The sequence below is a fragment of the Sulfitobacter rhodophyticola genome, from assembly GCF_041281685.2.
Taxonomy (GTDB): domain Bacteria; phylum Pseudomonadota; class Alphaproteobacteria; order Rhodobacterales; family Rhodobacteraceae; genus Sulfitobacter.
This window is the reverse complement of record NZ_CP166251.2, coordinates 3,485,282-3,511,430: the sequence shown is the minus strand read 5'-3', so window position 1 is coordinate 3,511,430 and position 26,149 is coordinate 3,485,282. Positions and strand designations below refer to the sequence as shown.

General features: G+C 59.8%; 30 protein-coding genes and 1 tRNA gene. 19 read left to right on the top strand and 12 right to left on the bottom strand.

Annotated elements, in window-relative coordinates:
- Positions 1 to 36: 36 nt before the first annotated feature.
- Positions 37 to 372: a DMT family transporter gene (locus tag AB4X18_RS18305; RefSeq protein ID WP_370401437.1), complete on the bottom strand. Its 336-nt coding sequence runs from the start codon at positions 370 to 372 to the stop codon at positions 37 to 39.
- Positions 373 to 390: 18 nt separating this feature from the next.
- Complete coding sequence (locus AB4X18_RS18300) at positions 391 to 849, bottom strand: Lrp/AsnC family transcriptional regulator (RefSeq protein ID WP_432816877.1); 459 nt, start codon at positions 847 to 849, stop codon at positions 391 to 393.
- 114 nt (positions 850 to 963) lie between these two features.
- Here AB4X18_RS18300 and AB4X18_RS18295 point away from each other — a divergent pair, with 114 nt between their 5' ends.
- Positions 964 to 1,167, top strand: a complete 204-nt coding sequence (locus tag AB4X18_RS18295; protein WP_370401435.1) for a DUF6356 family protein — start codon at positions 964 to 966, stop codon at positions 1,165 to 1,167.
- 96 nt (positions 1,168 to 1,263) lie between these two features.
- Positions 1,264 to 1,824 (top strand): type 1 glutamine amidotransferase domain-containing protein, encoded by a 561-nt coding sequence (locus tag AB4X18_RS18290; protein WP_370401434.1) that lies wholly within the window; start codon positions 1,264 to 1,266, stop codon positions 1,822 to 1,824.
- Between the two features lie 69 nt (positions 1,825 to 1,893).
- Here the strand turns inward: AB4X18_RS18290 and AB4X18_RS18285 are convergent, their stop codons facing one another.
- The 4 genes from AB4X18_RS18285 to AB4X18_RS18270 form a co-directional block, all read right to left on the bottom strand.
- Positions 1,894 to 3,108 carry an NADP-dependent isocitrate dehydrogenase gene (locus AB4X18_RS18285; RefSeq protein ID WP_370401433.1) on the bottom strand — a complete coding sequence of 405 codons (1,215 nt, stop codon included), beginning with the start codon at positions 3,106 to 3,108 and terminating at the stop codon, positions 1,894 to 1,896.
- Positions 3,109 to 3,200: 92 nt separating this feature from the next.
- Entirely contained in the window at positions 3,201 to 3,794 is a 594-nt protein-coding gene (locus AB4X18_RS18280; RefSeq protein ID WP_370401432.1) for an HD domain-containing protein, read from the bottom strand.
- Positions 3,791 to 4,036: a hypothetical protein gene (locus tag AB4X18_RS18275; RefSeq protein WP_370401431.1), complete on the bottom strand. Its 246-nt coding sequence runs from the start codon at positions 4,034 to 4,036 to the stop codon at positions 3,791 to 3,793. The genes AB4X18_RS18280 and AB4X18_RS18275 overlap by 4 nt, the downstream gene beginning before the upstream one ends.
- Positions 4,036 to 4,689 carry an alpha/beta hydrolase gene (locus tag AB4X18_RS18270; RefSeq protein WP_370401430.1) on the bottom strand — a complete coding sequence of 218 codons (654 nt, stop codon included), beginning with the start codon at positions 4,687 to 4,689 and terminating at the stop codon, positions 4,036 to 4,038. Before AB4X18_RS18270 ends, AB4X18_RS18275 begins: the two co-directional genes overlap by 1 nt.
- 210 nt (positions 4,690 to 4,899) lie before the next feature.
- On the opposite strand from AB4X18_RS18270, the gene AB4X18_RS18265 reads away from it, so the two are divergent.
- From AB4X18_RS18265 to AB4X18_RS18210, 12 genes are all read left to right on the top strand, one after another.
- Positions 4,900 to 5,358 (top strand): Rrf2 family transcriptional regulator, encoded by a 459-nt coding sequence (locus tag AB4X18_RS18265; protein ID WP_432816876.1) that lies wholly within the window; start codon positions 4,900 to 4,902, stop codon positions 5,356 to 5,358.
- A 118-nt stretch (positions 5,359 to 5,476) separates the two neighbouring features.
- On the top strand, positions 5,477 to 6,574 hold the full coding sequence (locus AB4X18_RS18260) for a cysteine desulfurase family protein (RefSeq protein ID WP_370401429.1): 1,098 nt from the start codon (positions 5,477 to 5,479) through the stop codon (positions 6,572 to 6,574).
- 21 nt (positions 6,575 to 6,595) lie between these two features.
- A complete protein-coding gene (gene sufB / locus AB4X18_RS18255) occupies positions 6,596 to 8,128 on the top strand; it encodes a Fe-S cluster assembly protein SufB (RefSeq protein ID WP_370401428.1) in 1,533 nt (510 codons plus the stop codon).
- Positions 8,125 to 8,313 (top strand): hypothetical protein, encoded by a 189-nt coding sequence (locus tag AB4X18_RS18250; RefSeq protein ID WP_370401427.1) that lies wholly within the window; start codon positions 8,125 to 8,127, stop codon positions 8,311 to 8,313. Before sufB ends, AB4X18_RS18250 begins: the two co-directional genes overlap by 4 nt.
- On the top strand, positions 8,310 to 8,621 hold the full coding sequence (locus AB4X18_RS18245; RefSeq protein ID WP_370401426.1) for a heavy metal-binding domain-containing protein: 312 nt from the start codon (positions 8,310 to 8,312) through the stop codon (positions 8,619 to 8,621). The genes AB4X18_RS18250 and AB4X18_RS18245 overlap by 4 nt, the downstream gene beginning before the upstream one ends.
- Positions 8,622 to 8,673: 52 nt before the next feature.
- Positions 8,674 to 9,582, top strand: coding sequence for an FkbM family methyltransferase (locus AB4X18_RS18240; RefSeq protein WP_370401425.1), 909 nt, complete (start codon positions 8,674 to 8,676; stop codon positions 9,580 to 9,582).
- A gap of 50 nt (positions 9,583 to 9,632) precedes the next feature.
- Entirely contained in the window at positions 9,633 to 10,388 is a 756-nt protein-coding gene (gene sufC / locus AB4X18_RS18235; protein ID WP_370401424.1) for a Fe-S cluster assembly ATPase SufC, read from the top strand.
- Positions 10,388 to 11,668 carry a Fe-S cluster assembly protein SufD gene (gene sufD, locus AB4X18_RS18230; protein ID WP_370401423.1) on the top strand — a complete coding sequence of 427 codons (1,281 nt, stop codon included), beginning with the start codon at positions 10,388 to 10,390 and terminating at the stop codon, positions 11,666 to 11,668. The genes sufC and sufD overlap by 1 nt, the downstream gene beginning before the upstream one ends.
- A complete protein-coding gene (locus AB4X18_RS18225; protein ID WP_370401422.1) occupies positions 11,644 to 12,159 on the top strand; it encodes a YIP1 family protein in 516 nt (171 codons plus the stop codon). Before sufD ends, AB4X18_RS18225 begins: the two co-directional genes overlap by 25 nt.
- The gene (locus AB4X18_RS18220) at positions 12,159 to 12,740 is read left to right on the top strand and encodes a Yip1 family protein (protein WP_370401421.1); all 582 of its coding nucleotides are present in this window, start codon (positions 12,159 to 12,161) and stop codon (positions 12,738 to 12,740) included. Before AB4X18_RS18225 ends, AB4X18_RS18220 begins: the two co-directional genes overlap by 1 nt.
- Positions 12,740 to 13,960: a cysteine desulfurase gene (locus AB4X18_RS18215; protein ID WP_370401420.1), complete on the top strand. Its 1,221-nt coding sequence runs from the start codon at positions 12,740 to 12,742 to the stop codon at positions 13,958 to 13,960. Before AB4X18_RS18220 ends, AB4X18_RS18215 begins: the two co-directional genes overlap by 1 nt.
- A gap of 74 nt (positions 13,961 to 14,034) precedes the next feature.
- Positions 14,035 to 14,111 (top strand) — tRNA-Arg (locus AB4X18_RS18210).
- Between the two features lie 112 nt (positions 14,112 to 14,223).
- On the opposite strand, the gene AB4X18_RS18205 is transcribed toward AB4X18_RS18210, so the two are convergent.
- A complete protein-coding gene (locus AB4X18_RS18205) occupies positions 14,224 to 14,793 on the bottom strand; it encodes a YcbK family protein (protein ID WP_370401419.1) in 570 nt (189 codons plus the stop codon).
- Between the two features lie 323 nt (positions 14,794 to 15,116).
- Between AB4X18_RS18205 and AB4X18_RS18200 the strand changes: the two genes are divergently transcribed.
- From AB4X18_RS18200 to AB4X18_RS18185, 4 genes are read left to right on the top strand one after another with little or no spacing between them, the layout of a single operon-like run.
- Positions 15,117 to 16,730, top strand: a complete 1,614-nt coding sequence (locus tag AB4X18_RS18200; protein WP_370401418.1) for a L,D-transpeptidase family protein — start codon at positions 15,117 to 15,119, stop codon at positions 16,728 to 16,730.
- A gap of 30 nt (positions 16,731 to 16,760) precedes the next feature.
- Complete coding sequence (gene lpxD / locus AB4X18_RS18195; RefSeq protein ID WP_370401417.1) at positions 16,761 to 17,852, top strand: UDP-3-O-(3-hydroxymyristoyl)glucosamine N-acyltransferase; 1,092 nt, start codon at positions 16,761 to 16,763, stop codon at positions 17,850 to 17,852.
- A 33-nt stretch (positions 17,853 to 17,885) separates the two neighbouring features.
- Positions 17,886 to 18,143 (top strand): acyl carrier protein, encoded by a 258-nt coding sequence (locus AB4X18_RS18190; RefSeq protein WP_370401416.1) that lies wholly within the window; start codon positions 17,886 to 17,888, stop codon positions 18,141 to 18,143.
- Position 18,144: 1 nt separating this feature from the next.
- Positions 18,145 to 19,353 carry a beta-ketoacyl-[acyl-carrier-protein] synthase family protein gene (locus AB4X18_RS18185; protein ID WP_370401415.1) on the top strand — a complete coding sequence of 403 codons (1,209 nt, stop codon included), beginning with the start codon at positions 18,145 to 18,147 and terminating at the stop codon, positions 19,351 to 19,353.
- A 55-nt stretch (positions 19,354 to 19,408) separates the two neighbouring features.
- Here the strand turns inward: AB4X18_RS18185 and AB4X18_RS18180 are convergent, their stop codons facing one another.
- On the bottom strand, positions 19,409 to 20,035 hold the full coding sequence (locus tag AB4X18_RS18180) for an invasion associated locus B family protein (RefSeq protein WP_370401414.1): 627 nt from the start codon (positions 20,033 to 20,035) through the stop codon (positions 19,409 to 19,411).
- 468 nt (positions 20,036 to 20,503) lie between these two features.
- Between AB4X18_RS18180 and AB4X18_RS18175 the strand changes: the two genes are divergently transcribed.
- Entirely contained in the window at positions 20,504 to 22,054 is a 1,551-nt protein-coding gene (locus AB4X18_RS18175; RefSeq protein WP_432816875.1) for a helicase HerA-like domain-containing protein, read from the top strand.
- An 84-nt stretch (positions 22,055 to 22,138) separates the two neighbouring features.
- Here AB4X18_RS18175 and AB4X18_RS18170 read toward each other — a convergent pair whose 3' ends face one another.
- From AB4X18_RS18170 to AB4X18_RS18155, 4 genes are read right to left on the bottom strand one after another with little or no spacing between them, the layout of a single operon-like run.
- A complete protein-coding gene (locus tag AB4X18_RS18170; protein ID WP_370401413.1) occupies positions 22,139 to 23,443 on the bottom strand; it encodes an ABC transporter permease subunit in 1,305 nt (434 codons plus the stop codon).
- A complete protein-coding gene (locus AB4X18_RS18165) occupies positions 23,440 to 24,450 on the bottom strand; it encodes a branched-chain amino acid ABC transporter permease (protein ID WP_370401412.1) in 1,011 nt (336 codons plus the stop codon). The genes AB4X18_RS18170 and AB4X18_RS18165 overlap by 4 nt, the downstream gene beginning before the upstream one ends.
- Positions 24,451 to 24,453: 3 nt before the next feature.
- On the bottom strand, positions 24,454 to 25,272 hold the full coding sequence (locus tag AB4X18_RS18160; RefSeq protein ID WP_370401411.1) for an ABC transporter ATP-binding protein: 819 nt from the start codon (positions 25,270 to 25,272) through the stop codon (positions 24,454 to 24,456).
- The gene (locus AB4X18_RS18155; protein WP_370402662.1) at positions 25,269 to 26,051 is read right to left on the bottom strand and encodes an ABC transporter ATP-binding protein; all 783 of its coding nucleotides are present in this window, start codon (positions 26,049 to 26,051) and stop codon (positions 25,269 to 25,271) included. The genes AB4X18_RS18160 and AB4X18_RS18155 overlap by 4 nt, the downstream gene beginning before the upstream one ends.
- Positions 26,052 to 26,149: the final 98 nt, after the last annotated feature.

The following is a 26,149-nucleotide window of genomic DNA, read 5'->3' as shown; positions in this document are numbered from 1 at the left end:
CGCAGCAGGTCGGCCAATGTTCCGGCTGTCCCGACGTCAGTGGCTTGTCGTGCCTGAGAACAGGTGGATGATCAGAATGCCGCAGATGATCAGTGCCAGACCCAGCAGGGCAGGCAGATCAAGCCGCTGGCCGAACAGCACGAAACCGATGATGGCGATCATCACGATCCCCAGCCCCGACCAGATCGCATAGACAATGCCCACGGGCATGAATTTAAGCGCCAGCGCCATGAAATAGAACGACAGCCCGTAAAACAGTACGACCGCGACAGAGGGCCAGAGGCGTGTGAACTGCTGGGAGGCCTGCAGCGCGGTCGTCCCAAGCGTTTCGGTGACAATGGCTATGACCAGCCAGAAATAATGCAGTGGCAAGGCAGTCCTCCTGCGCCGTCAAAGCGGCAATTGCGTTGTTTCCTTGATCTCTTCCATCACGAAGCTTGCCGAAACGTCCGACAGCGGCACCTTGCGGATCAGGTTCTGGTAGAGGCGATCATATCCCGCCATATCCGCGACCTTGGCCCGTATCAGATAGTCAAGCTCACCTGACATGCGGTAGACGCCGGTGATTTCGGGCATGGACCGGGTGGCGGTCGAAAAGGAATCAAGCCAGTCCGGCGCGTGGGCGCTGGTACGGACCTGCATGAACACGGTCAGCCCGAGGTTCAGCTTGTCCGCGTCCAACAGCGCGACCCGGCCCTTGATAAAGCCAGACGTTTCCAATGCGCGGATGCGGCGCCAGCAGGCATTGCGGGAAAGCCCGACAGCGGCACCCAGTGATTCAAGTGACTGGTCCGTGTCGCGCTGCAATTGCATCAGGATTCGGCGATCTGTGTGGTCAATTGCTTCCATATCGGGAGTATTGTGGGAAGAATTTTCATCCACAAGATAAATCAGGGCAACTTTGGGAAGTATTCTCATCTTTCGGAAGATAGAGTTGCCGAAACGTCACTTGAGGATTCTGAAATGATTGCACGTCTGTTCCTGAACCATCCCGCACAGGTCGATGAGACTTTTTTTCAGCACATGGTGTTTGCGCTGAAGTTCGCGGGTCTGTTGTTTCTGGCTGCGGGTGCCGCGCTGGTGCATGCGCTGGTGCCTTGCCTTTTTGAAAAGACCGCGAGCCGGATCATCAAGACATTGTACGAACGGACCCACAACCGGGGGTAGCGGTCGCCTGCGCACGAAAAATGCGGCGTGGATGGAACAGATGGCGGTCACGCCTCGTTGACTTGGCAAGCGAAACGCCAAGCAAGGAGTTTGACAATGACAGACATCAATCAAAGCAAGATCATGATCCTTTCCACCCATGGGTTCGAGCAGTCAGAGCTTGAAGTGCCGCTGAAAAAGCTGCGCGAAGCCGGTGCCGAAGTGCACGTGGTCGCCCCCGAAAGCGGAGAGATCAAAGGCTGGAACGACGGCAATTGGGGCGATGCGGTGAAGGTCGACAAGACCATCGATGAAGCATCAGAAAGCGATTATCACGCGTTGGTCCTGCCGGGTGGCCAGATCAATCCCGATATCCTGCGCACCCACGACAATGCAGTTGCCATGGTGCGCGCCTTCGGAAACGCAGGCAAACCCATCGCCGCAATCTGCCACGGGCCATGGATGCTGGTTGAGGCGGATCTTGTCACTGGCCGTGACGTGACATCATATCCGTCGATCCGGACGGACATGGAGAACGCGGGCGGCAAGTGGTCGGACGTCGACGTGGCGGTCGATCAGGCCATCATCACCTCGCGCAACCCCGGCGATCTGGATGCCTTCGTGTCCAAGATCATCGAGGAAGTCGAGGAAGGCAAACACGAACGCGACGCGGCGTAACGCGTCTCATTGAACGGGAAAGGCCGGGGAATTGCCCCGGCCTTTTTTCGTTTTTCGAATGTCGGAAAATTATCCTGCGAGCGCCTTGTTGAGGTTCTCATCTACCTTTTCGAGAAAGCCCATAGTGGTCAGCCACTTCTGATCGGGACCGACCAGCAGGGCGAGGTCCTTGGTCATGTCGCCGCTTTCCACGGTATCCACGACGACCTTTTCCAGCGTTTCAGCGAAATTGGTCAGCGGCTGGTTGTTGTCCAGCTTGCCCCGGTGCTTGAGGCCACCCGTCCAGGCGAAGATGGAGGCGATGGAGTTGGTCGATGTCTCCTCCCCCTTCTGGTGCTGGCGGTAGTGGCGCGTGACGGTGCCGTGGGCGGCTTCGGCTTCGACGATCTTGCCATCGGGCGTCATCAACTGCGAAGTCATGAGGCCAAGCGAACCAAAGCCCTGTGCGACGGTGTCGGACTGCACGTCGCCATCGTAGTTCTTGCAGGCCCAGACAAAGCCACCGTTCCATTTCATCGCACAGGCGACCATGTCGTCGATCAGGCGGTGTTCATATGTGATGCCCTTCGCCTTGAACTTCTCTTCGAATTCCTCCTCGTAAACCTTCTGGAAGAGCTCAAGGAAACGACCGTCATATTGCTTGAGGATCGTGTTCTTGGTGGAAAGGTACACCGGCCAGCCGAGGTTCAGGCCGTAGTTCATGGAGGCACGCGCGAAATCGATGATGGAGCTGTCGAGATTGTACATGCCCATATAGATGCCGGCAGACGGTGCGTCATAGACTTCATGTTCGATCACTTCGCCGTCTTCGCCGACGAATTTCATGCTCAGCTTGCCGGGCCCGGGGAATTTCATGTCCGTTGCGCGGTACTGATCGCCAAAGGCGTGACGGCCGATGACGATGGGCTGGGTCCAGCCGGGGACAAGGCGGGGGACGTTGTTGCAGATGATCGGCTGGCGGAAGACCACGCCGCCCAGGATGTTGCGGATCGTACCATTGGGGGAGCGCCACATCTTCTTGAGGCCAAACTCCTCCACCCGTGCTTCGTCGGGGGTGATGGTCGCGCATTTGACGCCGACGCCGTATTTCTTGATGGCTTCAGCGGAATCAATGGTGATCTGGTCGTCGGTTTCATCGCGCGCCTCGATGCCGAGGTCGTAGTACTTCAGATCAATGTCCAGATAGGGCAGGATCAGCTTTTTCTTGATGAAATCCCAGATGATGCGGGTCATCTCGTCGCCGTCGAGTTCGACGACGGGGTTCTCTACCTTGATCTTGGACATGGACGCATTCCTTTGTTCCGTTGGCTTTGGGGGCGTGTAGCGTAATTATGGGGGTAGGGGAAGACGGTATACGACGGTATGCAGAGTTTTCGCTACTTTTCCGGGAGTGCCGCAAAGAAGGCCGCGATGCGGGTGCGCGCATAGGCCCACAACCCCGGTGCGCCGATGGCGATCTTGGTCCCGACACGGGTGTGTATCTGCGCCTCTGACACGTTGAACTCCGTCCAGCTGCCACCGCCCGATTGCAGGTTCTGCATCGGCGGTTGGAACCGGTCCAGCGATTTGGCGAATTTGGCGGATGGGGACGCGGCGGCTTCGAATTCCTCCCAGATGGTGCGCAGATCCTGGCGCAGATCGTCTGGCAGAAGGCCGAAGATGCGGTCGGCGGCGGCTTGTTCCTGAAGGGCCACCACATCGGCATCGAAATCGCCGAAGATCGGATTGTCGCCCGCGTCGATTTCCACCAGATCGTGCAGGATCAGCATCTTGATGACACGGTTGATGTCGACGCCCGGCCCGGCCTGATCGGCAAGCACCAGCGCATAAAGGGTCAGGTGCCAGGAATGTTCGGCGGAGTTTTCAAACCGCGAGCCATCACAGATTTCCGTGGCGCGCACCGTGTTCTTGAGTTTGTCGGCTTCGTTCAGGAAAGCGATCTGCCTGTCGAGGCGTGTGTGACCGCTCACTCCGGCTTGGGCCCGTCACCCGCACGGTGCTTCTTGAGATGCTCTGCCAGAAAACCACGCGCCTTGTCATTGGCCATGCGGGTTCTGATGGCGGTCAGGAACGCCTCTTCCAAGGTTTGGGAGGACGTGCCAAGCACATCGCCCACTTCCATGAACAGCCGGTCTTCGCCGGTTTCGCGCTGGACCGTGAGGCATTCGTCGGCCAGCTTGTTGGCCAGTTCGATGACATAGGGGTCTGCCATCAGCGCGTGGTCTCCGTCAGGCGGCGTTTGACGTAGTCGGTGGTGGAATCGATCAGCGTCTCCATGTGTGGGTCTTCGAAGAAGTGCCCGGATCCTTCGACTTCCTGATGGGTGATGGTGATGCCTTTCTGCTCGTGCAGTTTGTTCACGAGGTTCACAGTATCGGCCGGTGGTGCGACCCGATCTGCTGTGCCGTTGATGATCAGGCCCGAAGACGGGCAGGGGGCCAGAAAGCTGAAGTCGTACATATTCGCAGGTGGCGAGACCGAGATGAAGCCGGTTATCTCCGGCCGCCGCATCAAAAGCTGCATGCCGATCCACGCACCGAACGAGAACCCCGCAACCCAGCAGTGCTTGGAGTTGTTGTTCATCGATTGCAGATAATCGAGGGCCGCGGCGGCATCCGACAATTCCCCGATGCCCTGATCGTATTCGCCCTGGCTGCGCCCGACACCGCGGAAATTGAACCGCAGCACGGTGAAGCCCATGTTGTAAAAGGCATAATGAAGGTTATAAACAACCTTGTGGTTCATGGTGCCGCCAAACTGCGGATGCGGGTGCAGGACGATGGCGATGGGCGCGTCACGCTCTTTCTGAGGGTGATAGCGGCCTTCAAGCCTGCCTTCTGGCCCGGGGAAGATAACCTCTGGCATGGATGTCCTTCGCTGTATTTTTGTAAGGTCTTCGTGCAGGCGGCGGCGCTGTTGACGGCGTGGCTTGCAGACCTTAGAACGGTTCTAAACTGGGTGTCGTATCAGTTGAGGTACGACAGGCCTTGCGTGTAGGCATTTCGGGTCGCGGCGTCAATGTGAACGGCGCGGAAACGGCCCTTGGGGGCTGTTACAACCGATGGGGAGAGGCCGATGAAGCTGTCAACCAAGGGACGCTATGCGATGGTTGCATTGGCGGACATCGCCCTGACACGGGACAACGGTCTGGTTTCGCTGGGCGAAATCGCAGAACGGCAGTCCATTTCCTTGCCTTATCTGGAACAGCTTTTCGTGAAGTTGCGGCGCGCGGATCTGGTATCATCCGTGCGGGGACCGGGGGGCGGATACCGCCTTGCCCGGCCCGCGGCGGAGATCCGGGTGGTCGACATACTGGCGGCGGTGGATGAAACGGTGGATGCAATGCACAAGGGCGCGGGCGTGTCGGGCGGGGCGTCGGGAAGTCGGGCGCAATCCCTGACCAACCGTCTGTGGGAGGGGTTGAGCGCGCATGTCTATGTGTTCCTGCATCAGACGCGGTTGTCGGATGTGATCGACAACGAATTGGCGCCATGTCCGGCGGTCCCCAACCTTTTCGACGTGGTGGACGAGTGATGCGGCGTGATCTGATGGCCGCGCAAGCGCGATTTGGTTTCATTGATTTGTCTCCGCCAAATCGGTTTTGCGAGACGCTGTCTCGCGCTCTGGGATATTTTCGGAGAAAAGAGGGCAGATGAGGGTGTTCCTCGATCATAATGCGACCACGCCTTTACGGGTCGATGCGCGGGACGCGATGTGTGCGGCGATGGATGTGGTCGGCAATCCGTCGTCGGTACATGCGGAGGGGCGTGCGGCGAAAGGGTTGATCGAGAAGGCGCGGGCGCAGGTGGCGGCTTTGGTCGGGTGCCGGGTGCAGCAGGTGATTTTCACGTCGTCGGCGACGGAGGCGGCGGCGCTGGCGGTCGCGCAGAAGGGGCGGCATGGCGGGGTCTTTGCGGCCTTGCCGACGGAGCATGATTGTCTGGGCGTCTGGAGTGAGGTCGAGGTGCCGTCCGTCCTTGATGCGGGTGGCAGGGTTGCCGCCGATTGGCGCGCCAGCCTGCCGTCCGGTCTGGTCGCGATTTCGGCGGCCAACAGTGAAACCGGGATCATGGCGCCGGAGGGCCGGGTTGTGGGCAGTATTGCCGGGCAATCTGTGGTCTGTGACATCACGCAGATGGCGGGCAAGGTGCCGGTTGTCTATGAGGCTGACACGCCGTCCTATGCCATCCTGTCGGCTCACAAGCTGGGCGGCCCGAAGGGTGTCGGCGCGCTGGTCAATTTTACCGCCGATGATCCCGTGCCGATGCTCAGGGGCGGCGGTCAGGAGATGAACCGCCGGTCGGGCACCGAAAACGTGATCGGGATCGCGGGGTTCGGCGCAGCGGCGGAGGCGGCGGGCGCGGATGTGGCGGCTGGGCGGTGGGAAGAAGTGGCCGAACTTAGAAATATTCTAGAAACGGCTCTTGAGGCTGGCGCAAATAAGACTATTTTTGTCGGGAAAGCCGCTACGCGCTTGCCAAACACCTCCTGCATCCTGACGGATGGCTGGAAGGGAGAGACGCAGGTGATGCAGATGGATCTGGCCGGATTTGCGATTTCCGCCGGTTCCGCCTGTTCCAGTGGCAAGGTGAAGGCCAGCCGGGTTTTGACGGCGATGGGCTTTGACGATGTGCAGGCCGCTTCGGCCATACGCGTGTCGCTGGGGCTGGAAACGACGAGAGATGAGGTTTTGCGCTTTGCCGATGCATGGCTGGCAAAACTGAGGAAACATGAGCAACGGGCCGCGTGAGCGTACCAACGGAGAGGGAACATGAGCTTGGACACCGTAAAAGAGCATGACAGCGTCAAGGAAGGCGTCGATCAGGAAACCGTTGATGCCGTTCGTGAAGTGGGCGGCAAGTACAAGCATGGCTGGTCCACGGACATCGAGATGGAATATGCTCCCAAAGGCCTGACGCCGGATATCGTGCGGCTGATCTCGGAGAAGAACGAGGAGCCGCAGTGGATGACCGACTGGCGGCTGGAGGCCTATGAGCGCTGGTTGACCAAGGAAGAGCCCGACTGGGCGATGGTCGACTATCCGGAGATTGATTTCCAGGACCAGTATTATTATGCGCGGCCCAAGAGCATGGCCACCAAGCCCAAGTCGCTGGATGACGTCGATCCCAAGCTGCTGGAAACCTATAAGAAGCTGGGGATTCCGCTGAAGGAACAGGCGATCCTTGCCGGTGTGGAAGGGGCCGAGGAGATGTCTGAAGAGCCGCGCAAGGTCGCGGTGGACGCGGTGTTTGACAGTGTTTCGCTGGGCACGACCTTCCGCGATGAGCTTGCCAAGGCCGGTGTGATCTTCTGTTCGATCTCCGAGGCGATCAAGGATCATCCGGAACTGGTGAAAAAGTATCTCGGCTCCGTCGTGCCGGTGTCGGACAACTTCTATGCGACGCTGAATTCCGCCGTTTTTTCGGACGGGTCGTTTGTTTACGTGCCGCCCGGTGTGCGCTGCCCGATGGAATTGTCCACCTATTTCCGCATCAACGCGGAGAACACCGGCCAGTTCGAGCGGACGCTGATCATCGCCGACAAGGGGTCCTATGTGTCTTATCTTGAAGGCTGCACCGCACCTCAGCGCGACGAGTCGCAACTGCATGCCGCCGTGGTGGAGATCATCATCGAGGAAGATGCGGAGGTGAAATATTCCACCGTGCAGAACTGGTATCCCGGTGACGAGGACGGCAAGGGCGGGATCTATAACTTCGTGACCAAGCGTGCCGATTGCCGGGGTGACCGGGCCAAGGTGATGTGGACGCAGGTGGAAACCGGGTCTGCCGTGACGTGGAAGTATCCGTCGTGCATTTTGCGCGGGGATGACAGCCAGGGTGAATTCTATTCCATCGCGATTGCCAACAACATGCAGCAGGCCGACACGGGCACCAAGATGGTGCATCTGGGCAAGCGCACCAAGTCGCGCATCGTGTCCAAGGGGATCAGCGCGGGCAAGGCGCAGAACACCTATCGCGGATTGGTGTCGATGCACCCCAAGGCCAAGGAATCGCGCAACTATACCCAGTGTGACAGCTTGCTGATTGGCGACAAATGCGGGGCACATACGGTGCCTTACATTGAGGTCAAGAACAACTCCAGCCGGGTAGAGCATGAGGCGACGACATCCAAGGTGGATGACGACCAGATGTTTTATTGCCGCGCACGGGGCATGGACGAGGAAGAAGCGGTTGCCCTTGTGGTGAACGGTTTCTGCAAGGACGTTCTGCAAGCGCTGCCGATGGAATTTGCGATGGAAGCGCAGGCGCTGGTGGCGATTTCGCTTGAGGGATCGGTGGGGTGATACCGCGACTGGCACGCAATACGGCGGTTGCCACGGCCGTATTTTTTGTCGTGATCCTGATCTTCCGGGGTGACGGCGTTGGCAGCGTGGCGATCTGGTCTGCCGTCTTTGCCAGCCTCGTTTTTGCAATGGCATATGCGGCACTGCAGGTCGCGCTGATCATGTTCAAAGGGGACCGTGAATGATCCTGACCACCACCCATACCATCGAAGGGCGTCCGATCACCGGATACAAGGGCATCGTCGTGGGCGAAGCCATTATGGGGGCCAACATCATTCGCGATTTCTTTGCGCAGGTCACGGATGTGGTCGGAGGCCGCTCCGGTGCCTATGAGACCAAGTTGAAGGACGCGCGCGATGAAGCGATGCGCGAGTTGGAAGAACGCGCCGCGGCGTTGGGCGCACAGGCTGTTGTAGGTGTTGATCTGGATTACGAAGTGGTAGGCGACAGCATGTTAATGGTGTCGGTGTCCGGCACGGCGGTCACGCTGTAGCCCCCTTGGAAGAAAGAGACGTCGTATGCCCGCCAGAACGGAAGACCCGGCCATGAAAGACCAAGAGCCCGCCCTGACCGCCGATACGCCGTTCCAGAAACGGCTGCGGTATCTGATCGACATGCTGGGTGTCGCGCGGCCGTTGCGGATTGCCGATGTTGGCGCAAATCCAATCAATGTGCCCGATTATACCGAGTTGCAGAAGATGGGCGGGTGCGAGGTCTGGGGGTTCGAGCCTGAACCGATTGCCTTTGCCGAACTGATGAAAGACCCGCTGCCGGGGTCACATTTCGTGCAGCGGGCGGTGGGCAAGACCGGCAAGGGGGTGTTCTACAGCCATCCGCGGTCGGGGCTGGGTTCCATCCTGCCGATCGACAAGGCCGGGGTGACGTATCTGGGACGACCCGGCTGGCATGGCAAGCAGCGTGACCCGATCGAAATTGATCTGGTGGCGCTGGACAAATTGCCGGTCAAGGAATTGCCCAAACCGGATCTGCTGAAGATCGACATTCAGGGCGGGGAACTGGACGTGTTCCAGACCGGACGCAAGAAACTGTCGGACGCCATCGCCGTGGTGACCGAGGTGCGGTTTTCGCCGATCTACGAAGATGAACCGCTGTGGGGCGATCTGGATGCGGAACTGCGGGGTCAGGGATTTGCCCTGCACAAGCTGATGTTTGCGAAATCCGTGCCTGCAGCCAGTTCCGTCCAACAGCAGATGTTCAAGCCGCGTCTGAAGAACCAGCTGATGGACGGGGATGCGGTCTATATCCGTGATCCCTTGAAGATGGGGCAGTGGAGCGATGAGCAGATCAAGCAGCTTGCTGTCGCTGCCGCCGGGGTTTTTGACAGTCTGGATCTGACGTTTCATTGCCTTGATGCGCTGATCGCGCGGGGCGTGTTGGCCGAGACTGCCACGCAGGACTTTTTGAAAATATTGCCGAGATGGATGCAGCGCTGAGCCGTTGCAGATGAACAAAGGGCCGTATGTGCCTGAAATAGGAGACTAAAATGCTGAGCATCAAGAACCTGAACGTCAAGCTGGAAGAAGAAGACAAGCAGATCCTCAAAGGTGTCGATCTGGAGATTGAAGCCGGAACCGTACATGCGATCATGGGCCCCAACGGGTCCGGCAAGTCGACGCTGTCTTATGTATTGTCCGGCAAGGATGGCTATGAAGTGACTGACGGCAGTGCGGAACTGGAAGGTGAAGACCTGCTGGAGATGGAGCCGGAAGAGCGTGCAGCCCTTGGCCTGTTTCTGGCGTTTCAGTACCCGGTGGAGATCCCCGGCGTGGGCAACATGACGTTCCTGCGCACGGCCGTGAACGCGCAGCGCAAGGCGCGCGGTGAAGAAGAAATGTCGGCGGCGGAGTTCCTCAAGGCGGTGCGGGAGCGTGCCAAGTCGCTCAAGATCGACGCGGAGATGCTCAAGCGTCCGGTGAACGTCGGGTTCTCCGGTGGCGAGAAAAAGCGCAATGAAATCCTGCAGATGGCGATGCTGGAGCCGAAGATGTGCGTTCTGGACGAAACCGATTCAGGGCTGGACGTGGATGCGATGAAGCTGGTTGCGGAAGGGGTGAACGCCCTGCGGTCCGAGGGGCGTGGATTTCTGGTGATCACCCACTATCAGCGTCTGCTGGATCACATCAAACCCGATGTCGTGCACATCATGGCCGACGGTCGCATCGTGAAATCCGGCGGGCCGGAACTGGCGCTGGAAGTCGAAAACAACGGATATGCCGGTATTCTGGCAGAGGTGGCGTAATGGCGGAACCCGCAACAAAACCAAACCCGACCGAGGTGATGATCGCGGCCCGCGAGATGCCGCAATCCGGGTGGAGCATGGCCGCCCGCAAAGATGCGCTGGCGCGGCTGCGCGCCATGGGCCTGCCGGAGCGGCGCGACGAATACTGGAAATTCACGCGCCCCGATACGCTGACGCAGATGCCTGCGCCGCAAGCGGCCGTTTTTGATCCGGATGAAGCACCGATCTTCGGCGCGGTGGACCGGTTGCGCATCGTGTTCGTCGATGGCGTATTTGATGCTGACGCCTCTGACGATCTGACGATGGAAGGGGTCACGATCGAGCGTCTGGCCGAGGCGGACAGTGATCTGCATTGGGCGCGTGATCTGTACGGCGCACTGGAAAAGCGCGGGCAGGACCCTGTGGCGCGCCCCCTTGCGGCAGCCAATACCGCTTTTGCGACCGATGGCGTGATGATCCATGTGACAGGCCAGCCCAGCAAGCCGATCAGCCTGATTTACCACCATAAATCAGAGAGTTCCGACGCAATCCTGCACCACTGTATTAAACTTGATGCAGGAACGTCGCTGACCTTGCTGGAGAACGGGCCGGCCGCGGCGCGGTTCAACAAGGCGATGGAGATCGAGGTCGCTGATGGTGCGTCGTTCAACCATGTGCGCGCGCAGGGGCGGGACCATGAACGCCGGGCGGCGACCCATATGTTTGCGCGTCTTGGCACTGAATCCAGCTTCAAAAGCTTCACACTGACCGCCAACGGCGTGTTGACCCGTAATGAGGTGATCATTGAGCTGACCGGCGATGATGCGCAGGCGCATGTCGCGGGGGCCTGTGTGGGCGATGGAGCCTTTCACCACGACGATACGGTTTTCATTACCCATGATGCGGCGAATTGCGAAAGCCGGCAGGTGTTCAAGAAGGTGTTGTGCAACGGTGCGACGGGCGTCTTTCAGGGCAAGATCCTTGTAAAAGCAGGCGCGCAGAAGACCGATGGCTATCAGATCAGCCAATCCTTGCTGCTGGACGGCGACAGCCAGTTCCTGGCCAAGCCTGAGCTTGAAATCTATGCCGATGATGTGGCGTGTTCCCACGGCTCCACTTCCGGCGCGATTGACGAGGATGCACTGTTTTACCTGCGCGCGCGCGGCGTGCCACGGGCGGAGGCGACGGATATGCTGACCCTGTCTTTCCTTGCCGAAGCGGTGGAGGAGATCGAATCCGAAGAGTTGCGCGAAGAGATCAACGGCCGCATGGCCGAATGGCTCGCACGACGGCGCGGCTGATGGCGCTGACAAGCGACATTGTGGCAACCTACAAGGGACCGTCCAAGGTAATTGGGCGGTTTCTGGGTCAAGGCCGGAACGAGGTGCGCGCGCTGTTGTTCGTGTTGATCGCTGGTCTGTTGATGTTCATCGCCGCCGCTCCCTATCAGGCCCGCGAGGCGCAGTTGAACCCCGAAGGCCCGCTTGAAGTGCGCCTGTACTGGAGCGCGTTTCTGTTCATCTTCATTGTGCCTTTGCTGCTGTATGTCTTTGCCGGGATGATCTGGGTTGTTTCGAAAGTCGCGCGGATGCCGATCAGCGGCTATCAGGTGCGGTTCACGCTGTTCTGGGCCTTGCTGGCGTCGACGCCTGTGCTGCTTTTGCTGGGACTTGTGGCTGGCATGATCGGACCGGGCCTCCAGCTTCAGGCGACGGGCTTTGTCTGGCTGGCCGTGTTTGGCTGGTTCTGGATCAGCGGCTTGATCAGCGCGACCCGAACCGGGGGTGCGTGATGGAAGCCACCTTGATGCCCCTGGTGCAGACGACGTTGCGTCAGCCCCGGCTGGCCGCAGAGATGATCATGGGGCTGGGTCTGAAGCGCGATGTGCTTTGGACCGCGCTGGCGCTGGGGGCGGCCTTGCACGCGCTGGTTCTGCAATTGGTGTTGAGCGTTTCGGAACCTGCCATGCCATTGCCCGGCTACATGAGCATGCCGCTGGTGCTGTTTGTGCTGATTGCGGGTGTCATGGTGATCTATGTGCATGCCCTGCATTGGGCGGCCCGCGCCCTTGGTGGCAAGGGAGAGCTGTGGGACATGCTGGCCGTCATCGTCTGGTTGCAGCTTTTGCGCGCAACCGCGCAGCTGATCCTGTTGGTCGTCAGCCTTGCGATGCCCCTGCTTGGCATGGTGCTGGCGCTGGTGGTCGGGGTTTGGGGGTTGTGGATATTGTTCAACTTCATCGCCGCAGCCGGACGGCTGCCCACCGCCGGTCACGGGATCGCCGTCGTGGTGATGGCGGCCGTGGGCCTTGTTCTGGGGTTGAGCATTTTCTTGTCGTTGATCGGGTTGAGCGCCCAGGGAGTACCTAGCTGATGTTTGATATTGATCAGGTCCGTGCGGACTTCCCCATTCTGAGCCGGGAAGTGAACAACAAGCCGCTTGTCTATCTGGACAGCGGGGCGTCTGCGCAAAAGCCGCAGGTGGTGATAGATGCGGTCGCGCACGCCTATTCGATGGAATATTCCAACGTGCATCGCGGGCTGCATTTCCTGTCAAACCTCGCAACCGACAAGTACGAAGCCGTGCGCGGCACGGTGGCAAAGTTCCTCAACGCTCCAAGCGAAAACGAGATCGTGCTGAATTCCGGCACCACCGAAGGGATCAACATGGTCGCCTATGGCTGGGCCATGCCGCGCATGGAAGCGGGCGATGAAATTATCCTGAGTGTGATGGAGCATCATGCCAACATCGTGCCCTGGCACTTTCTGCGCGAACGGCAGGGGGTTGTCCTGAAGTGGGTGGATGTCGATGCCATGGGTGCGCTTGATCCGCAGGCGGTGATCGATGCCATCAGTCCCCGGACCAAGCTGATTGCGATCACCCATCTGTCCAACGTGCTGGGCACCAAGGTGGACATCAAGGCGATCACCGCCGCGGCCCATGAAAAGGGCGTCGCGGTGCTGGTCGACGGGTCGCAGGCGGCGGTGCATATGCCGGTGGATGTGACAGATCTGGACTGCGATTTCTACGCGGTGACGGGGCACAAGCTTTATGGGCCTTCCGGGTCGGGTGCGATCTACTGCAAGGCTGAGCGGATGGCGGAAATGCGCCCCTTCATGGGGGGCGGTGACATGATCCGCGAGGTGGCGAAGGATCACGTGACCTACAACGATCCGCCGATGATGTTCGAAGCGGGCACACCCGGTATCGTGCAGACCATCGGTCTGGGTGTGGCGCTGGACTACATGATGGGTCTGGGCATGGACCGGATCGCCGCGCATGAGGACAGCTTGCGCGACTATACCGTCGCGAAGCTGGGCGGGCTGAACTGGTTGCAGGTCCATGGTCACACGCCGGACAAGGCGGCCATCTTCAGCTTTGCGCTGGATGGGGCGGCGCATGCCCACGATATTTCCACGATCCTCGACAAGAAGGGTGTGGCGGTGCGCGCAGGGCATCATTGCGCGGGCCCATTGATGGATCATCTGGGGGTGACGGCGACCTGCCGGGCGTCCTTTGGCATGTACAACACGACGCAGGAAGTGGACGTGCTGGTTGATGCGCTTGAACTGGCGCATGAGCTTTTTGCCTGAGGCGCGATTGGGGCGCGTAAATGCATCGCAATGGCATTGCGGGGGGGCAGGGGCTTCTGTATAGGGTTCTCCGTGGACCATTAGCTCAGCTGGATAGAGCGCTGCCCTCCGAAGGCAGAGGCCAGAGGTTCGAATCCTCTATGGTCCGCCATTTACCACCCTTTGCACCGCTGATATGACGACACACCTCATGCGTCTGCTGCCATAGCACAAAAAAAAGCGCCCCTTGAGGCGCTTCATTTCATTAGTAGCGGTTTGGACCCTTAGCGGCCCCAGTTGCGCACCACGCCGCAATCCATGTGCACGAAGTTGGACCCGGAGTATTTGCCGACCCCACCGCCGCGACAGGCGATGGCCGCCTTCGCCATCTGGCCGACAGAGCGGGATGAGAGACGCAGATCAGCCGCCTGGCCTTTCATGTGGAGGGAATTCTTTGCAACACCACGCGACCGGGAACGGAGCATCGCGTTGGTCTTGGGGCTGCGGTAGCCCGACAGCAGCATGTAGGGTTCGTTTGCATCCATCAGATTGTGCGCGGCGGCCATGATGTCGACGGTACGCAGGTCCATGGATTTGACGCCATCGGTCCGCCAGTCGCGCATGAAGTAGTTCACTTCCTTCACGGCGTCCTTGATATATTGACCTTCGATCCAGTAGATCATGTCGATGCGTTCACCGGTGCGGCCCGAATACATCCGGATGCGGCGGATGTCGCCGCCGCCGCGCAGAAAACCTGCGGCGTTGGAGAATGTGGGGGCTGCTGCTACTGTCGTTGCTGCGAATGCGCCCAATAGGGCGCGCCGGGTCATGCCCGAAGAGCTTAACACTGCCATAGTTTCTATCTGTCCCGTCGTCTGCCTGGCCCATGATGTTACATGGGCGCGTCATCGTTTCCCCAGATGCAACATGGGTATGACATAGCGCTTATTGTGAACCAACCCGTTAAACCAAAAGGTTCAATGAATTTGCAAGTTTAGGCGAAATATTGCGCATGCGCCGTGTAAAGGGCGCCGATGCGCCAGAAAAACAAGTGGTTTTTGCGCATCATGCTGACAGTTGAATCAAATCCTGCCGTAAATGTGAATGGACAGGTTCCGGAGAATGGCCGAACAATTGAAGAACAAAAACGGTGTTGTTATTTTCGGGGTACTTAACGATGTCAGGTGATTCGATCCTGCCGCGCGTTGGCGTGTATTTTTCTGCAATTGTGTTTGTCATCATTGGTTTACTCGCGCCTGCGCCCGCCACCGCGCAGGTGACTGCGTTCAAACAGGCCGTGGCGGAAGCTGCGGCGCGGGACGAAGATATCGCGGCCTTTTACCGGTCGAACAACTACACGCCCCTGTGGACCGGTGCGTCCGACCTTGATCGCGCCCGCCGGGCACAGTTGATGCAGGCGATTTCTTCGGCGGATGATCATGGGTTGTCGGTGGCGCGCTATGAGCCGCAGGCGCTGATGAACATGCTCGCCGCCGTCGACACGCCGCGCGCCCGTGGTTTTGCCGAAGTCGAAATGAGCCGCATCTTTCTCCAGTATGCGCGCGATATCCAGACAGGTATCCTGATCCCCAACCGCGTCGACAGTCGCATCGTGCGGGAAGTGCCGTACCGCGACCGGACCGCATACCTGACGGGTCTGGCGACCGCACAACCAGCGGCCTTTTTTCGCGCCTTGCCGCCCCGGAGCCTTGAATACAACGCGCTGCTGAAGGAAAAGATCGCCATGCAGCGCCTGCTTGACGCGGGCGGATGGGGCCCGAAGGTGCCCGCCAAGAAGCTTGAGCCGGGTGACAGCGGATCTGCCGTGGTGGCATTGCGCAACAGATTGATTGCAATGGATTACCTCGATCGGTCGAATACCCAGACTTACGATGGTGACATCACCAGCGCCGTGCATGAATTCCAGGTGGCGCATGGTCTGAACGCGGATGGTGTGGCAGGGGCCGCGACCATGGCGCAGATCAACATCGGTGTGGCGCAGCGTCTGCAATCGGTTTTCGTGGCACTTGAGCGGGAGCGGTGGTTCAACACCGAACGCGGCAAGCGGCACGTGTTGGTCAACATCCCCGATTTCACCGCCAAGGTGATCGATGACGGCAAGGTCACCTTCCAGACCCGGTCGGTGGTGGGCGCGCGCAACGATGACCGGCCGACGCCAGAATTCTCCGACGTGATGGAACATATGGTGGTGAACCCAAGCTGGTATGTGCCACGCTCCATCGCGACGAAGGAGTATCTGCCTGCGTTGAAACGGAACCCCAATGCCGTGCGTCATATCGAGATTACCGACCGTCGCGGGCGTGTGGTCAGCCGCAGTTCCGCCAATTTCAGCAAGTACACGGCCCGCAACTTCCCCTATGCGATGCGCCAGCCGCCCAGCCGCAGCAATGCCCTGGGCCTCGTGAAGTTCATGTTCCCCAACAAGCACAACATCTATCTGCACGACACACCTGCCAAGAACCTGTTCTCGCGCGATGTGCGGGCGTTCAGCCATGGCTGCATCCGTCTCAACGATCCCTTCGATTTTGCCTACGTGATGCTGTCGCCGCAGGCGGATGACCCCAAGGCGCTGTTTCAACGCACGCTGAAAACCGGTCGGGAGACAAAGATCGTGCTGGACCAACCGGTGCCGGTGCACATCATCTACCGCACCGCCGTAACCAACGCGCGGGGCCACACCGAATACCGCGCCGACATCTATGGCCGCGATGCGCGGATCTGGGATGCGCTGTCAAAGGCAGGGGTGGTCTTGGGCGGCGTTCAGGGATAAGCCTCGGGGCAGTCCTAAGCGGGGTGCCCCATGCCACATAGTATTGCGGAAATTGCCGTTGCCATCGGGGCGCAGGCGGTTGGGGATACCTCCCTGACCATTGCCCGCGCAGCGGAGCCTGCCGACGCAGGTCCGGATGATCTGGCCCTCGCAATGAGCCCAGCCTACGCCGAAAAACTCTCTGATGGGGCCGCGCAGGCCGCGATGCTTTGGCCTGACGCGGATTGGCAGGCGATGGGATTGAAGGCGGCCATCCTGCCGCCCCGCCCACGATTTGCGATGTCGGGAATGACCCGGATGCTGGATCGGGGGCAGGGGTACGGCGCTGGCATCCATCCCTCTGCCGTGATCGATCCAGGGGCACAACTGGGCAGGAACGTAACTGTCGGGCCGTTGGCGGTCATCTCTGCCGGGGCGGTGATCGGCGAAAATGCAGTGATCGGCCCGCATGGGTTCATCGGGGTGGATGTGACGCTGGGGACGGATGCCTATCTGCGTGAACATGTCAGCATCGGTGCACGGGTCAGCATAGGCGACCGGGTCATCATCCAGCCCGGTGCACGTATCGGCGGCGACGGGTTCTCCTTCGTGACCGCAGAACCTTCGACAGTGGAATCCGCCCGCAAGACGCTGGGTGATCAGGGCGCAGCTGAGGCGCAACCCTGGATCCGCATTCATTCGCTGGGCTCCGTCACGCTGGGCGATGATGTGGAGATCGGCATGGGCTGCACGATTGACTGCGGCACCATCCGCGACACCCGGATCGGCAACAACACCAAGCTCGATAATCAGGTGCACCTTGGACACAACGTTACCATCGGCGAAAACTGCCTGATCTGCGGACAGGTGGGCATCGCGGGATCGGCGGTCATCGGCAACAACGTGGTGATGGCAGGCCAATGCGGCGTGAATGACAACATCTTCGTAGGCGATGGCGTGATCGCGGGCGGCGGCACCAAGCTGATGTCGAATGTGCCTGCAGGCCGCACCATGCTGGGCTATCCCGCGACGCAGATGGACAAGCAGGTCGACATGTACAAGGCGATGCGGCGGCTGCCGCGATTGCTGCGTGATGTCGCGGCGCTCAGAAAGGCTGTTTTCAAATCGGATGCGGATGACTAAATCAACGCGAGAAGGCAGTATCGGGGAACCGTCATGAGCATTCAGGATCAGGTTATTGCGATCATCGCCGAACAGGCGGTGCTTGAACCTGAGGACGTCACGCTGGACAGCACACTGGAAGATCTGGGGATCGACAGCCTGGGTCTGGTCGAAAGCATTTTCGCAATTGAGGAAGCTTTCGACATTTCGGTGCCGTTCAACGCCAATGCCCCGCAGGAATCGGATTTCGATATCTCTTCCGTGGCCAGCATCATCTCCGGGATTGAACGGCTGAAAGCCGAGCAGGCCTGACATGCACCGCGTAGTGATCACCGGGGCGGGAACGATCAATGCACTGGGGTTGACCGTTCCGGACACATTGGCCGCGATGCGCGAAGGCGTCTGCGGGATTGGCCCGCTGGAATTTCGTGATACCGATCGTCTGTCGATCCGGATCGGCGGACAGGTGCGGGGGTTTGAAGCCGAAGGGCGTTACAACCGCCAGCAGATATCACTTTACGACAGGTTCACCCAGTTCACTCTTGCCGCGGCCGGTGAAGCGATTGCGCAATCGGGGTTGAGCTTTTCCGGCGATCTGGCGGCGCGGTCCGGCGTCGTCCTGGGGACGGCGGGTGGTGGGGTGTCTACATGGGATGACAATTATCGCGCGGTCTATGAAGAAGGGAAGAACCGGGTTCATCCCTTCGTTGTGCCGAAGCTGATGAACAATGCCGCCGCCAGCCATGTCAGCATGGAATGGAACCTCAAGGGGCCCTCCTTCACCGTCTCGACCGCCTGCGCATCGTCAAACCATGCGATGGCACAGGCGTTTTCCATGGTGCGGTCGGGCATGGCCCCCGCAATGATCACCGGCGGGTCGGAATCGATGCTGTGCTTTGGCGGGGTCAAGGCGTGGGAAGGTCTGCGGGTGATGAGCCGCGACGCCTGCCGCCCGTTTTCGGCCAACCGCAACGGCATGGTGCAGGGGGAGGGGGCCGGCGTTTTTGTCTTTGAGGATTACGAGCATGCCCGCGCCCGTGGGGCGGATATCCTGTGCGAGGTCGTGGGATTTGCCATGTCATCCGATGCCAGCGACATCGTCATGCCGTCCAAGAACGGCGCCGCCCGTGCCATGGCAGGCGCGTTGCAGGACGCACGGATCAATCGGGAGGACGTCGGCTATATCAATGCGCATGGCACGGGCACGGCCGCGAATGACAAGACCGAATGCGCCGCCGTGGCAGATGTATTCGGGCCCCACGCGGATCGGCTGATGATCAGTTCGACGAAATCCATGCATGGCCATTTGATCGGCGGCACCGGCGCGGTTGAGCTCCTTGCCTGCATCATGGCCTTGCGCGATGGCGTCGTGGCCCCGACAATCGGGTACGAGGAACCCGACCCGGAATGTGCGCTGGACGTGGTTCCGAACGTGGCACGGGAGGCGAAGGTGAATGTCGCGCTCAGCAATGCCTTCGCCTTTGGCGGCATGAACGCCGTGCTGGCCCTGCGCCGCATCTGAACGCAAAAGGCCGCGCGAGGCAGCGCGGCCTGTCAATTGTACCTGGCGCCAATGATCAGGGCTGAATGACCGACACCTTGTCATAGCTGGCGGTGAAACCCTCAAGCGACAGGTTCAATGTCACCTTCTGGTCAGGGGCCAGTGCGGGAACGATGGTGATAACAGCCGCGTTTCCGCGCTTGTAGGCGCTCACATCCGCCTCCGTCAGGCCCATGCGGGCATAGCAGCCAACCGGGTTGCAGAACGCAAAGGGATAGCGGCGGCCTTTGCCGCCATCAATCGCGATGGTCATCTGGTCGGTCAGCGACGTCTCAAGCGGAACCACGATGGTGCCGCCGGCCTTTGCCTTGCCGCCGTCGGGCAGGCGGAACAGGGACACTTCGGCCACCGGCGCGCCTTCGCCGTCATCAAGCAGCTGGTACATCTGGCAGGGGTCTTCCTCCGCCTCTGTCTTGATGCAGCGCACTTCCCAGGCGCCGATGATCTCGGCGGTATAAGGCTGGCCCAAATCAGGGTCCTTGTCGGCGTCCTCTCCCAGGCTCAACTGGGATTCAATGCCGTTGGTCGCGCCTGTCTCGCTTTCCGCTTCCGTCTGGGTGTCCGTGCTTTGCGCCATGGTCCACATCGGGGTCATCACGGCCAATGCCGCAGCAATTGTCAGGGTTTTCAGGGTCATGCTCATGTTATTATCCACACCTACAAATGTTTTTTGCGGGTCTAGCACGGGGCGCGGGGATTGTCAGTGGGGTGGCAATGAAAATCGTCCAAAACCGGGTCGTTAGGCGGCTGATAACGCAAAAATGAAAAAGGGGCTGCAGCGCAACCCCTTCTTCAATTTGGTTCTCCCCGCCGGACTGGGCCGACTTATGCCGGAACGTTACGAAAGCCGCATTGAACGGTCAACAAGAAATATGCGCCTCAAGGCGCTGATTTTGCCGCATGAACCCGAATATGGCTCATCTCGTCCCTAGACTTCCCGCAGGACGGGAAAAATGCCGCGCCCGAAGGCGCGGCCAGTCTGACAGGGAGGAAATGTTGCCCACCAAAAGGACATGCCGACGGACAACAAAATCACTATGGCGTGTAGAGGTTAAATAAGTATGCTCACCCCCGGACGTGCGGCAGCCATTGCCGCAACAGGGGGTTTTACGTGACAAAAGACATCTTCATCGGCGGGGGTGGCGAAAGCTACGCCACGCAGCAGTTTCTCGATATCGGATATGCCAACCGCCACGGTCTGGTCGCGGGGGCCACGGGCACCGGCAAGACCGTGACATTGCAAATTCTTGCGGAAGGGTTCTCCGCGCAGGGGGTGCCGGTCTTTCTGTCGGACGTCAAAGGGGATCTGAGCGGCCTGGCCAAGTCGGGAACGGCTGATCACAAGCTGCATGATGCCTTCACCAGCCGCGCCACCAAGATCGGATTTAATGATTATACCTATGACGCCTTTCCCGTCACCTTCTGGGACCTCTACGGAAAGCAGGGCCACCCGGTGCGCACCACGGTGTCGGAAATGGGTCCGCTGCTGCTTGCGCAACTGTTGGGCCTGACCGAGGCGCAGGAGGGGATCCTGAACATCGCCTTCCGCGTGGCAGATGAAGACGGCCTGCCGTTGCTTGACCTGAAGGATCTGCAGGCGCTGCTGGTGTGGATCGGCGAGAATGCCAAGGCCCTTGCGCTGCGATACGGCAATGTCTCTGCTGCGTCTGTCGGGGCGATCCAGCGGCGGTTGCTGGTGCTGGAAAACCAGGGGGCGGCGGAGCTTTTCGGCGAACCCGCGCTGGCGCTGGAAGACCTGATGCGCACCGATGCGGACGGGCGTGGCGCGATCAACATCCTTGCTGCTGACCAACTGATGGGCGCACCGAAGCTCTACGCCACCTTCCTGCTTTGGCTGCTGTCGGAACTGTTCGAGGAATTGCCCGAAGTGGGGGATCCGGACAAACCCAAGTTGGTGTTCTTCTTTGATGAGGCGCACCTGCTGTTCGATGATGCTCCCAAGGCGCTGGTGGACAAGGTCGAACAGGTTGCGCGGCTGATCCGATCCAAGGGGGTGGGCGTTTATTTTATCACTCAGAACCCGGCGGATGTGCCCGAAGATATCCTGGGCCAGCTGGGCAACCGCGTTCAGCACGCCTTGCGCGCCTTCACCGCGAGGGATCGCAAGGAACTGCGCATGGCGGCGGAAACCTACCGCGAAAACCCACGTTTCGAGACTGAAGAGGCCATTCGCGAAGTGGGCGTGGGCGAAGCGGTGACATCCTTTCTGCAAAAGAAAGGTGTGCCGGGGATTGTGGAGCGCACGCTGATCCGCCCGCCGTCTTCGCAACTTGGGCCGATCGATACCGGCGAACGCGCGGCGATCATGGCCAGATCCCCCATGGCCGGAAAATACGACGCCCGGCTGGACCGCGAGTCCGCCTTCGAGATGCTGCGCGCACGCGCCGACAAGGCTGCACTTGAGGCCGCCAAAGCTGAAGAGGACGCCGAAGAAGCAGCCACACCATCCTTGCGCGAATTCAACAACGCGCGGCGCTATGCGGGTAAAGGCGTGGCGCGGTCTTCCTCCCGTGCGCCCCGCCGCAAATCGCAGGAGGGCTTCGGCACCGCGGTTGCGCAAGTGGTGATCAAGGAACTCAAAGGCACAACGGGCCGCCGTATCGTACGCGGGATCCTCGGGGGGCTTTTCAAAGGCCGCTGAAGGGGTCGAAAAGAGAAGGGGAGCACAGCGCCCCCCTTCATCCTTTCTCAAATACCCGCCACAGCATTCGCTGCAGGCGCCCCGCTATTTCTCCGGGATCAATCCGCGCGGTGAGAACCGCAGCACCAGCAGCAGGACAAGCCCCATGGTCAGAAGCCGCATGTGCGCTGCTGAATCCAGCAGGTGTTCCTTGAGCGCCGATCCATCCGTCATGCCGGCCGTGATCACATTCATCAGCCAAAGCCCCATCGGTTCCACCTGAACCCACAGGAACCAGATCAGGAATCCGCCCAGAACCGAGCCGAGGTTGTTGCCCGATCCGCCCACGATCACCATCACCCAGATCAGAAACGTAAACCGCAGCGGCTGGTAGGTGCCGGGGGTCAACTGGCTGTCCATGGTGGTCATCATTGCCCCGGCGATGCCGCAGATGGCAGAGCCGAGAATGAAAACCTGCAAATGGCGCGCGGTCACGTCCTTGCCCATTGCTTCGGCGGCGACTTCATTGTCGCGGATGGCGCGCAGCATCCGACCCCAGGGCGAATGCAACGCGCGCTGCGCCATCCACATCAGCAGGATCAGCACCACGGCAAACAGGCCGATGTAGCAGACTTTCACCCACAGTGTTGATGCCTCCACCGGGGTCAGGCCCCAGTTGGCGGCCCGTTCGACAAAGGCGGGATCGTTCTGCAAGTCGATCTCATAGGGCACCGGGCGCGGCACGCCGACGACGTTCTTCACCCCACGGGTCAGCCAGTCCTCGTTCTTGAGGATGGCGATGATGATCTCTGCGATACCAAGCGTCGCGATCGCCAGATAGTCGGACCGCAGCCCCAGCGCCGTCTTGCCAATGAGCCAAGCGGCCGCTGCGGCAAAGAGGCCGCCCACAGGCCAGGCCAGGATTACCGGCAGGCCAAGCCCGCCAAGATAGCCTGTCTCTGCCGGATTGATGTCTTCGATCCGTTCGACGGAGGGGTCCAGCAGCGCGCGAAAGAGGAAAAAGCCGACAATCAGCACCGCAATCACCGCAAGCGTACGCAAGGCACCCGGTGCAAGGTTCTTCATCACAAAGATCGCGGCAATGATTGTGCCCGCGCCCAGCAACAGCGCGCCCATCACGCCAAATCCGCCAGCGGCAAAAGCGCCCTCTGTCGGCTCCATACCCACCAGCACAGCGGCCAGACCACCAAGGGCAACAAATCCCATGATCCCCACGTTAAAGAGGCCCGCAAACCCCCATTGCAGGTTCACGCCTAACGCCATGATCGATGAAATCAGCCCCATCGCCACGATGAGCAGGGCAGAGTTCCAGCTTTGCTGAAATCCGACAATCACGATCAGCCCGGCAATCACACCAAACAGCAGCGTATTTCGCATCGTCTCGGTCATACCGCTTGCCCCTTGAACAGTCCCGTGGGTTTGAACAGCAGCACGATCAAAAGGATCACGAAGCTGACGGCGAATTTGTAATCCGTGCTGAGAAGCTGGACGAGGCCCGACGGCTCCAGCGGTTCGGGCATCAGATAGACCAGGACCTTTTTCCACGCGTAGGTGATGGTGACCTCGGAAAACGCAATGACGAACCCACCCGCAATCGCCCCCAAAGGATTGCCCAATCCCCCCACGATGGCCGCCGCGAAGATCGGCAGCAGCAGCTGGAAATAGGTGAAGGGTTTGAAAGACTTGTCCAACCCGTAAAGCACGCCTGCAATGGTCGCAAGGCTTGCCACGATGATCCAGGTGATCATCACCACACGCTCCGGATTGATGCCCGACAGCAGCGCCAGATCCTCGTTATCCGAATACGCGCGCATGGATTTGCCTGCCCGGGTCTTGTTGAGAAACCAGAACAGCGCCACGACCACGATGATCGCGGTGACGATGGTGATGCCTTGAGTGGTCTTGAACGACAGTCCCTCGGGTAAGCCGGTGTTCGCCTTGAATTCCCGCGCGGAGATGATGAAACGCTGGCCGTCGAAGAAGTTCTGATCATCCGCGCCGATGATGAAGCGGGTCAAGCCGTTGTAGATGAAGGTAATTCCTAGGCTGACAATCACAAGGATCACCGGTTTTGCCTTTTGCACCCGGTAGAACCTATAGACCAATCTGTCTGTGCCAAGCAGCAGCCCGATGGCAAAGAGGATACCGAAGGGCAGGGCGAGCAGGGCAGTAGGCAAAGGACCGAGCGAGATGCCCCAGCTTTGAAAAAGCCACGTCATCAGCACGGTGGCCATCGCGCCCATCGCCATGGTGTCGCCGTGGGCGAAGTTGGAAAACCGCAGGATGCCGTAGACCAGCGTGACCCCAAGCGCGCCAAGGGCCAGTTGCGAGCCATAGGCGACGCCGGGGATGAAGACGAAGTTCGCGAAGGCGATGATGGCGTTCAGAAAATCCATGGCTCAGCCTCCCAAAAACGATTTGCGAACCTCAGGATCCGCCAACAGTTCCTTGCCCGTCCCCGAATACGCGTTCCGCCCTTGCACCAGCACATACCCCTTGTCGGCAATCTCTAACGCCTGACGCGCGTTCTGCTCCACCATCAGGATCGGAATGCCCGTGCGCGCCACCTCAATGATGCGGTCAAAAAGTTCGTCCATCACAATGGGCGACACGCCTGCCGTCGGCTCATCCAGCATCAAGACCTTGGGCTGCGTCATCAACGCGCGACCCACGGCGACCTGTTGCCGCTGACCGCCGGACAACTCCCCCGCCGCCTGCAGGCGTTTTTCCTTGAGGATCGGAAACAGGTCATAGACCTGCGCCATCGTATCAGAAAAATCATCCGTCCGAATGAACGCCCCCATCTCAAGGTTTTCCTCCACCGTCATGGAGGTGAAGATGTTTGAGGTCTGCGGCACAAATCCCATGCCCTTGGCCACGCGGTCCTGCGGAGACAGGCCAGTGATGTCCTCACCATCCAGCCGCACATGCCCCTGCCGCATGTCGAGCATGCCAAACACCGCCTTCATCCCCGTCGATTTGCCGGCACCATTGGGGCCGACGATCACGGCAATTTCTCCCTGATCCACCGCGATGGTGCATTCATGCAGGATGTCGGGGCCATTTCCATAACCTGCCGTCATGTTCTCCCCGATCAGGAACGGCCCACCGGGGGAGGCGAAGCTTTTGCCGCTGGACTTGGGCATCTTGCTGCCCATGCCCTTGGGATTGGTGATCGACACATCCTTGTTGCCGCGGTTGCCGTAGGGATCGGTCATGCACCCACCTTGTTCTTGTTTTTCAAACCGGTCCCCAAGTAGGCCTCGATCACCTGTTCGTTCGCCTTGATCTCATCCAGGGTGCCTTCGGCCAGCACGTGACCCTCCGCCATGCAGATCACCGGATCACACAGGCGGCCGATGAAATCCATGTCGTGTTCGATGACGACGAAGGTATAGTCGCGTTCCTTGTTCAGACGCATGATCGCGTCGCCGATGGTATTGAGCAGCGTGCGGTTCACACCCGCGCCGACCTCATCCAGAAACACGATCTTGGCATCCACCATCATGGTGCGCCCCAGCTCCAGCAGCTTTTTCTGCCCGCCTGAGATTTGGCCCGCCTTCTGGTCGGCCAGATGTTCAATGGTCAGGAACTCCAGCACCTCGTCGGCCTTGGCCTTCAGCGCGCGTTCCTCGTCCGCGATGCGGCGGCGGCCGAACCACGTGTTCCACAGCGTTTCGCCCGATTGGCCGCCCGGGACCATCATCAGGTTTTCAAGGCAGGACATCGAATGGAATTCATGCGCGATCTGGAAGGTGCGCAGAAGGCCCTTGTGAAACAGATCATGCGGGGCAAGACCGGTAATGTTCTCCCCGTCCATGTACACGGTGCCGGACGTCGGCTTAAGAACACCCGCGATCACATTGAAAAGCGTGGTTTTTCCGGCCCCATTTGGCCCGATCAATCCGGTGATGGAACCGCGTTCGATGGTGAGGGTCGCACCGTCAACGGCGTGAAAGCCGCCGAAATGCTTGTGCAGATCGTTCACGACGATCATCTTGTCGGTCTGCTGACCCATGGTTGTTCCCTGTGTCCCATTGGCCGCGTGGTGCGACCTGCCGGCTTTTGCCGGTCATTATGAAAATGCAGCCCACG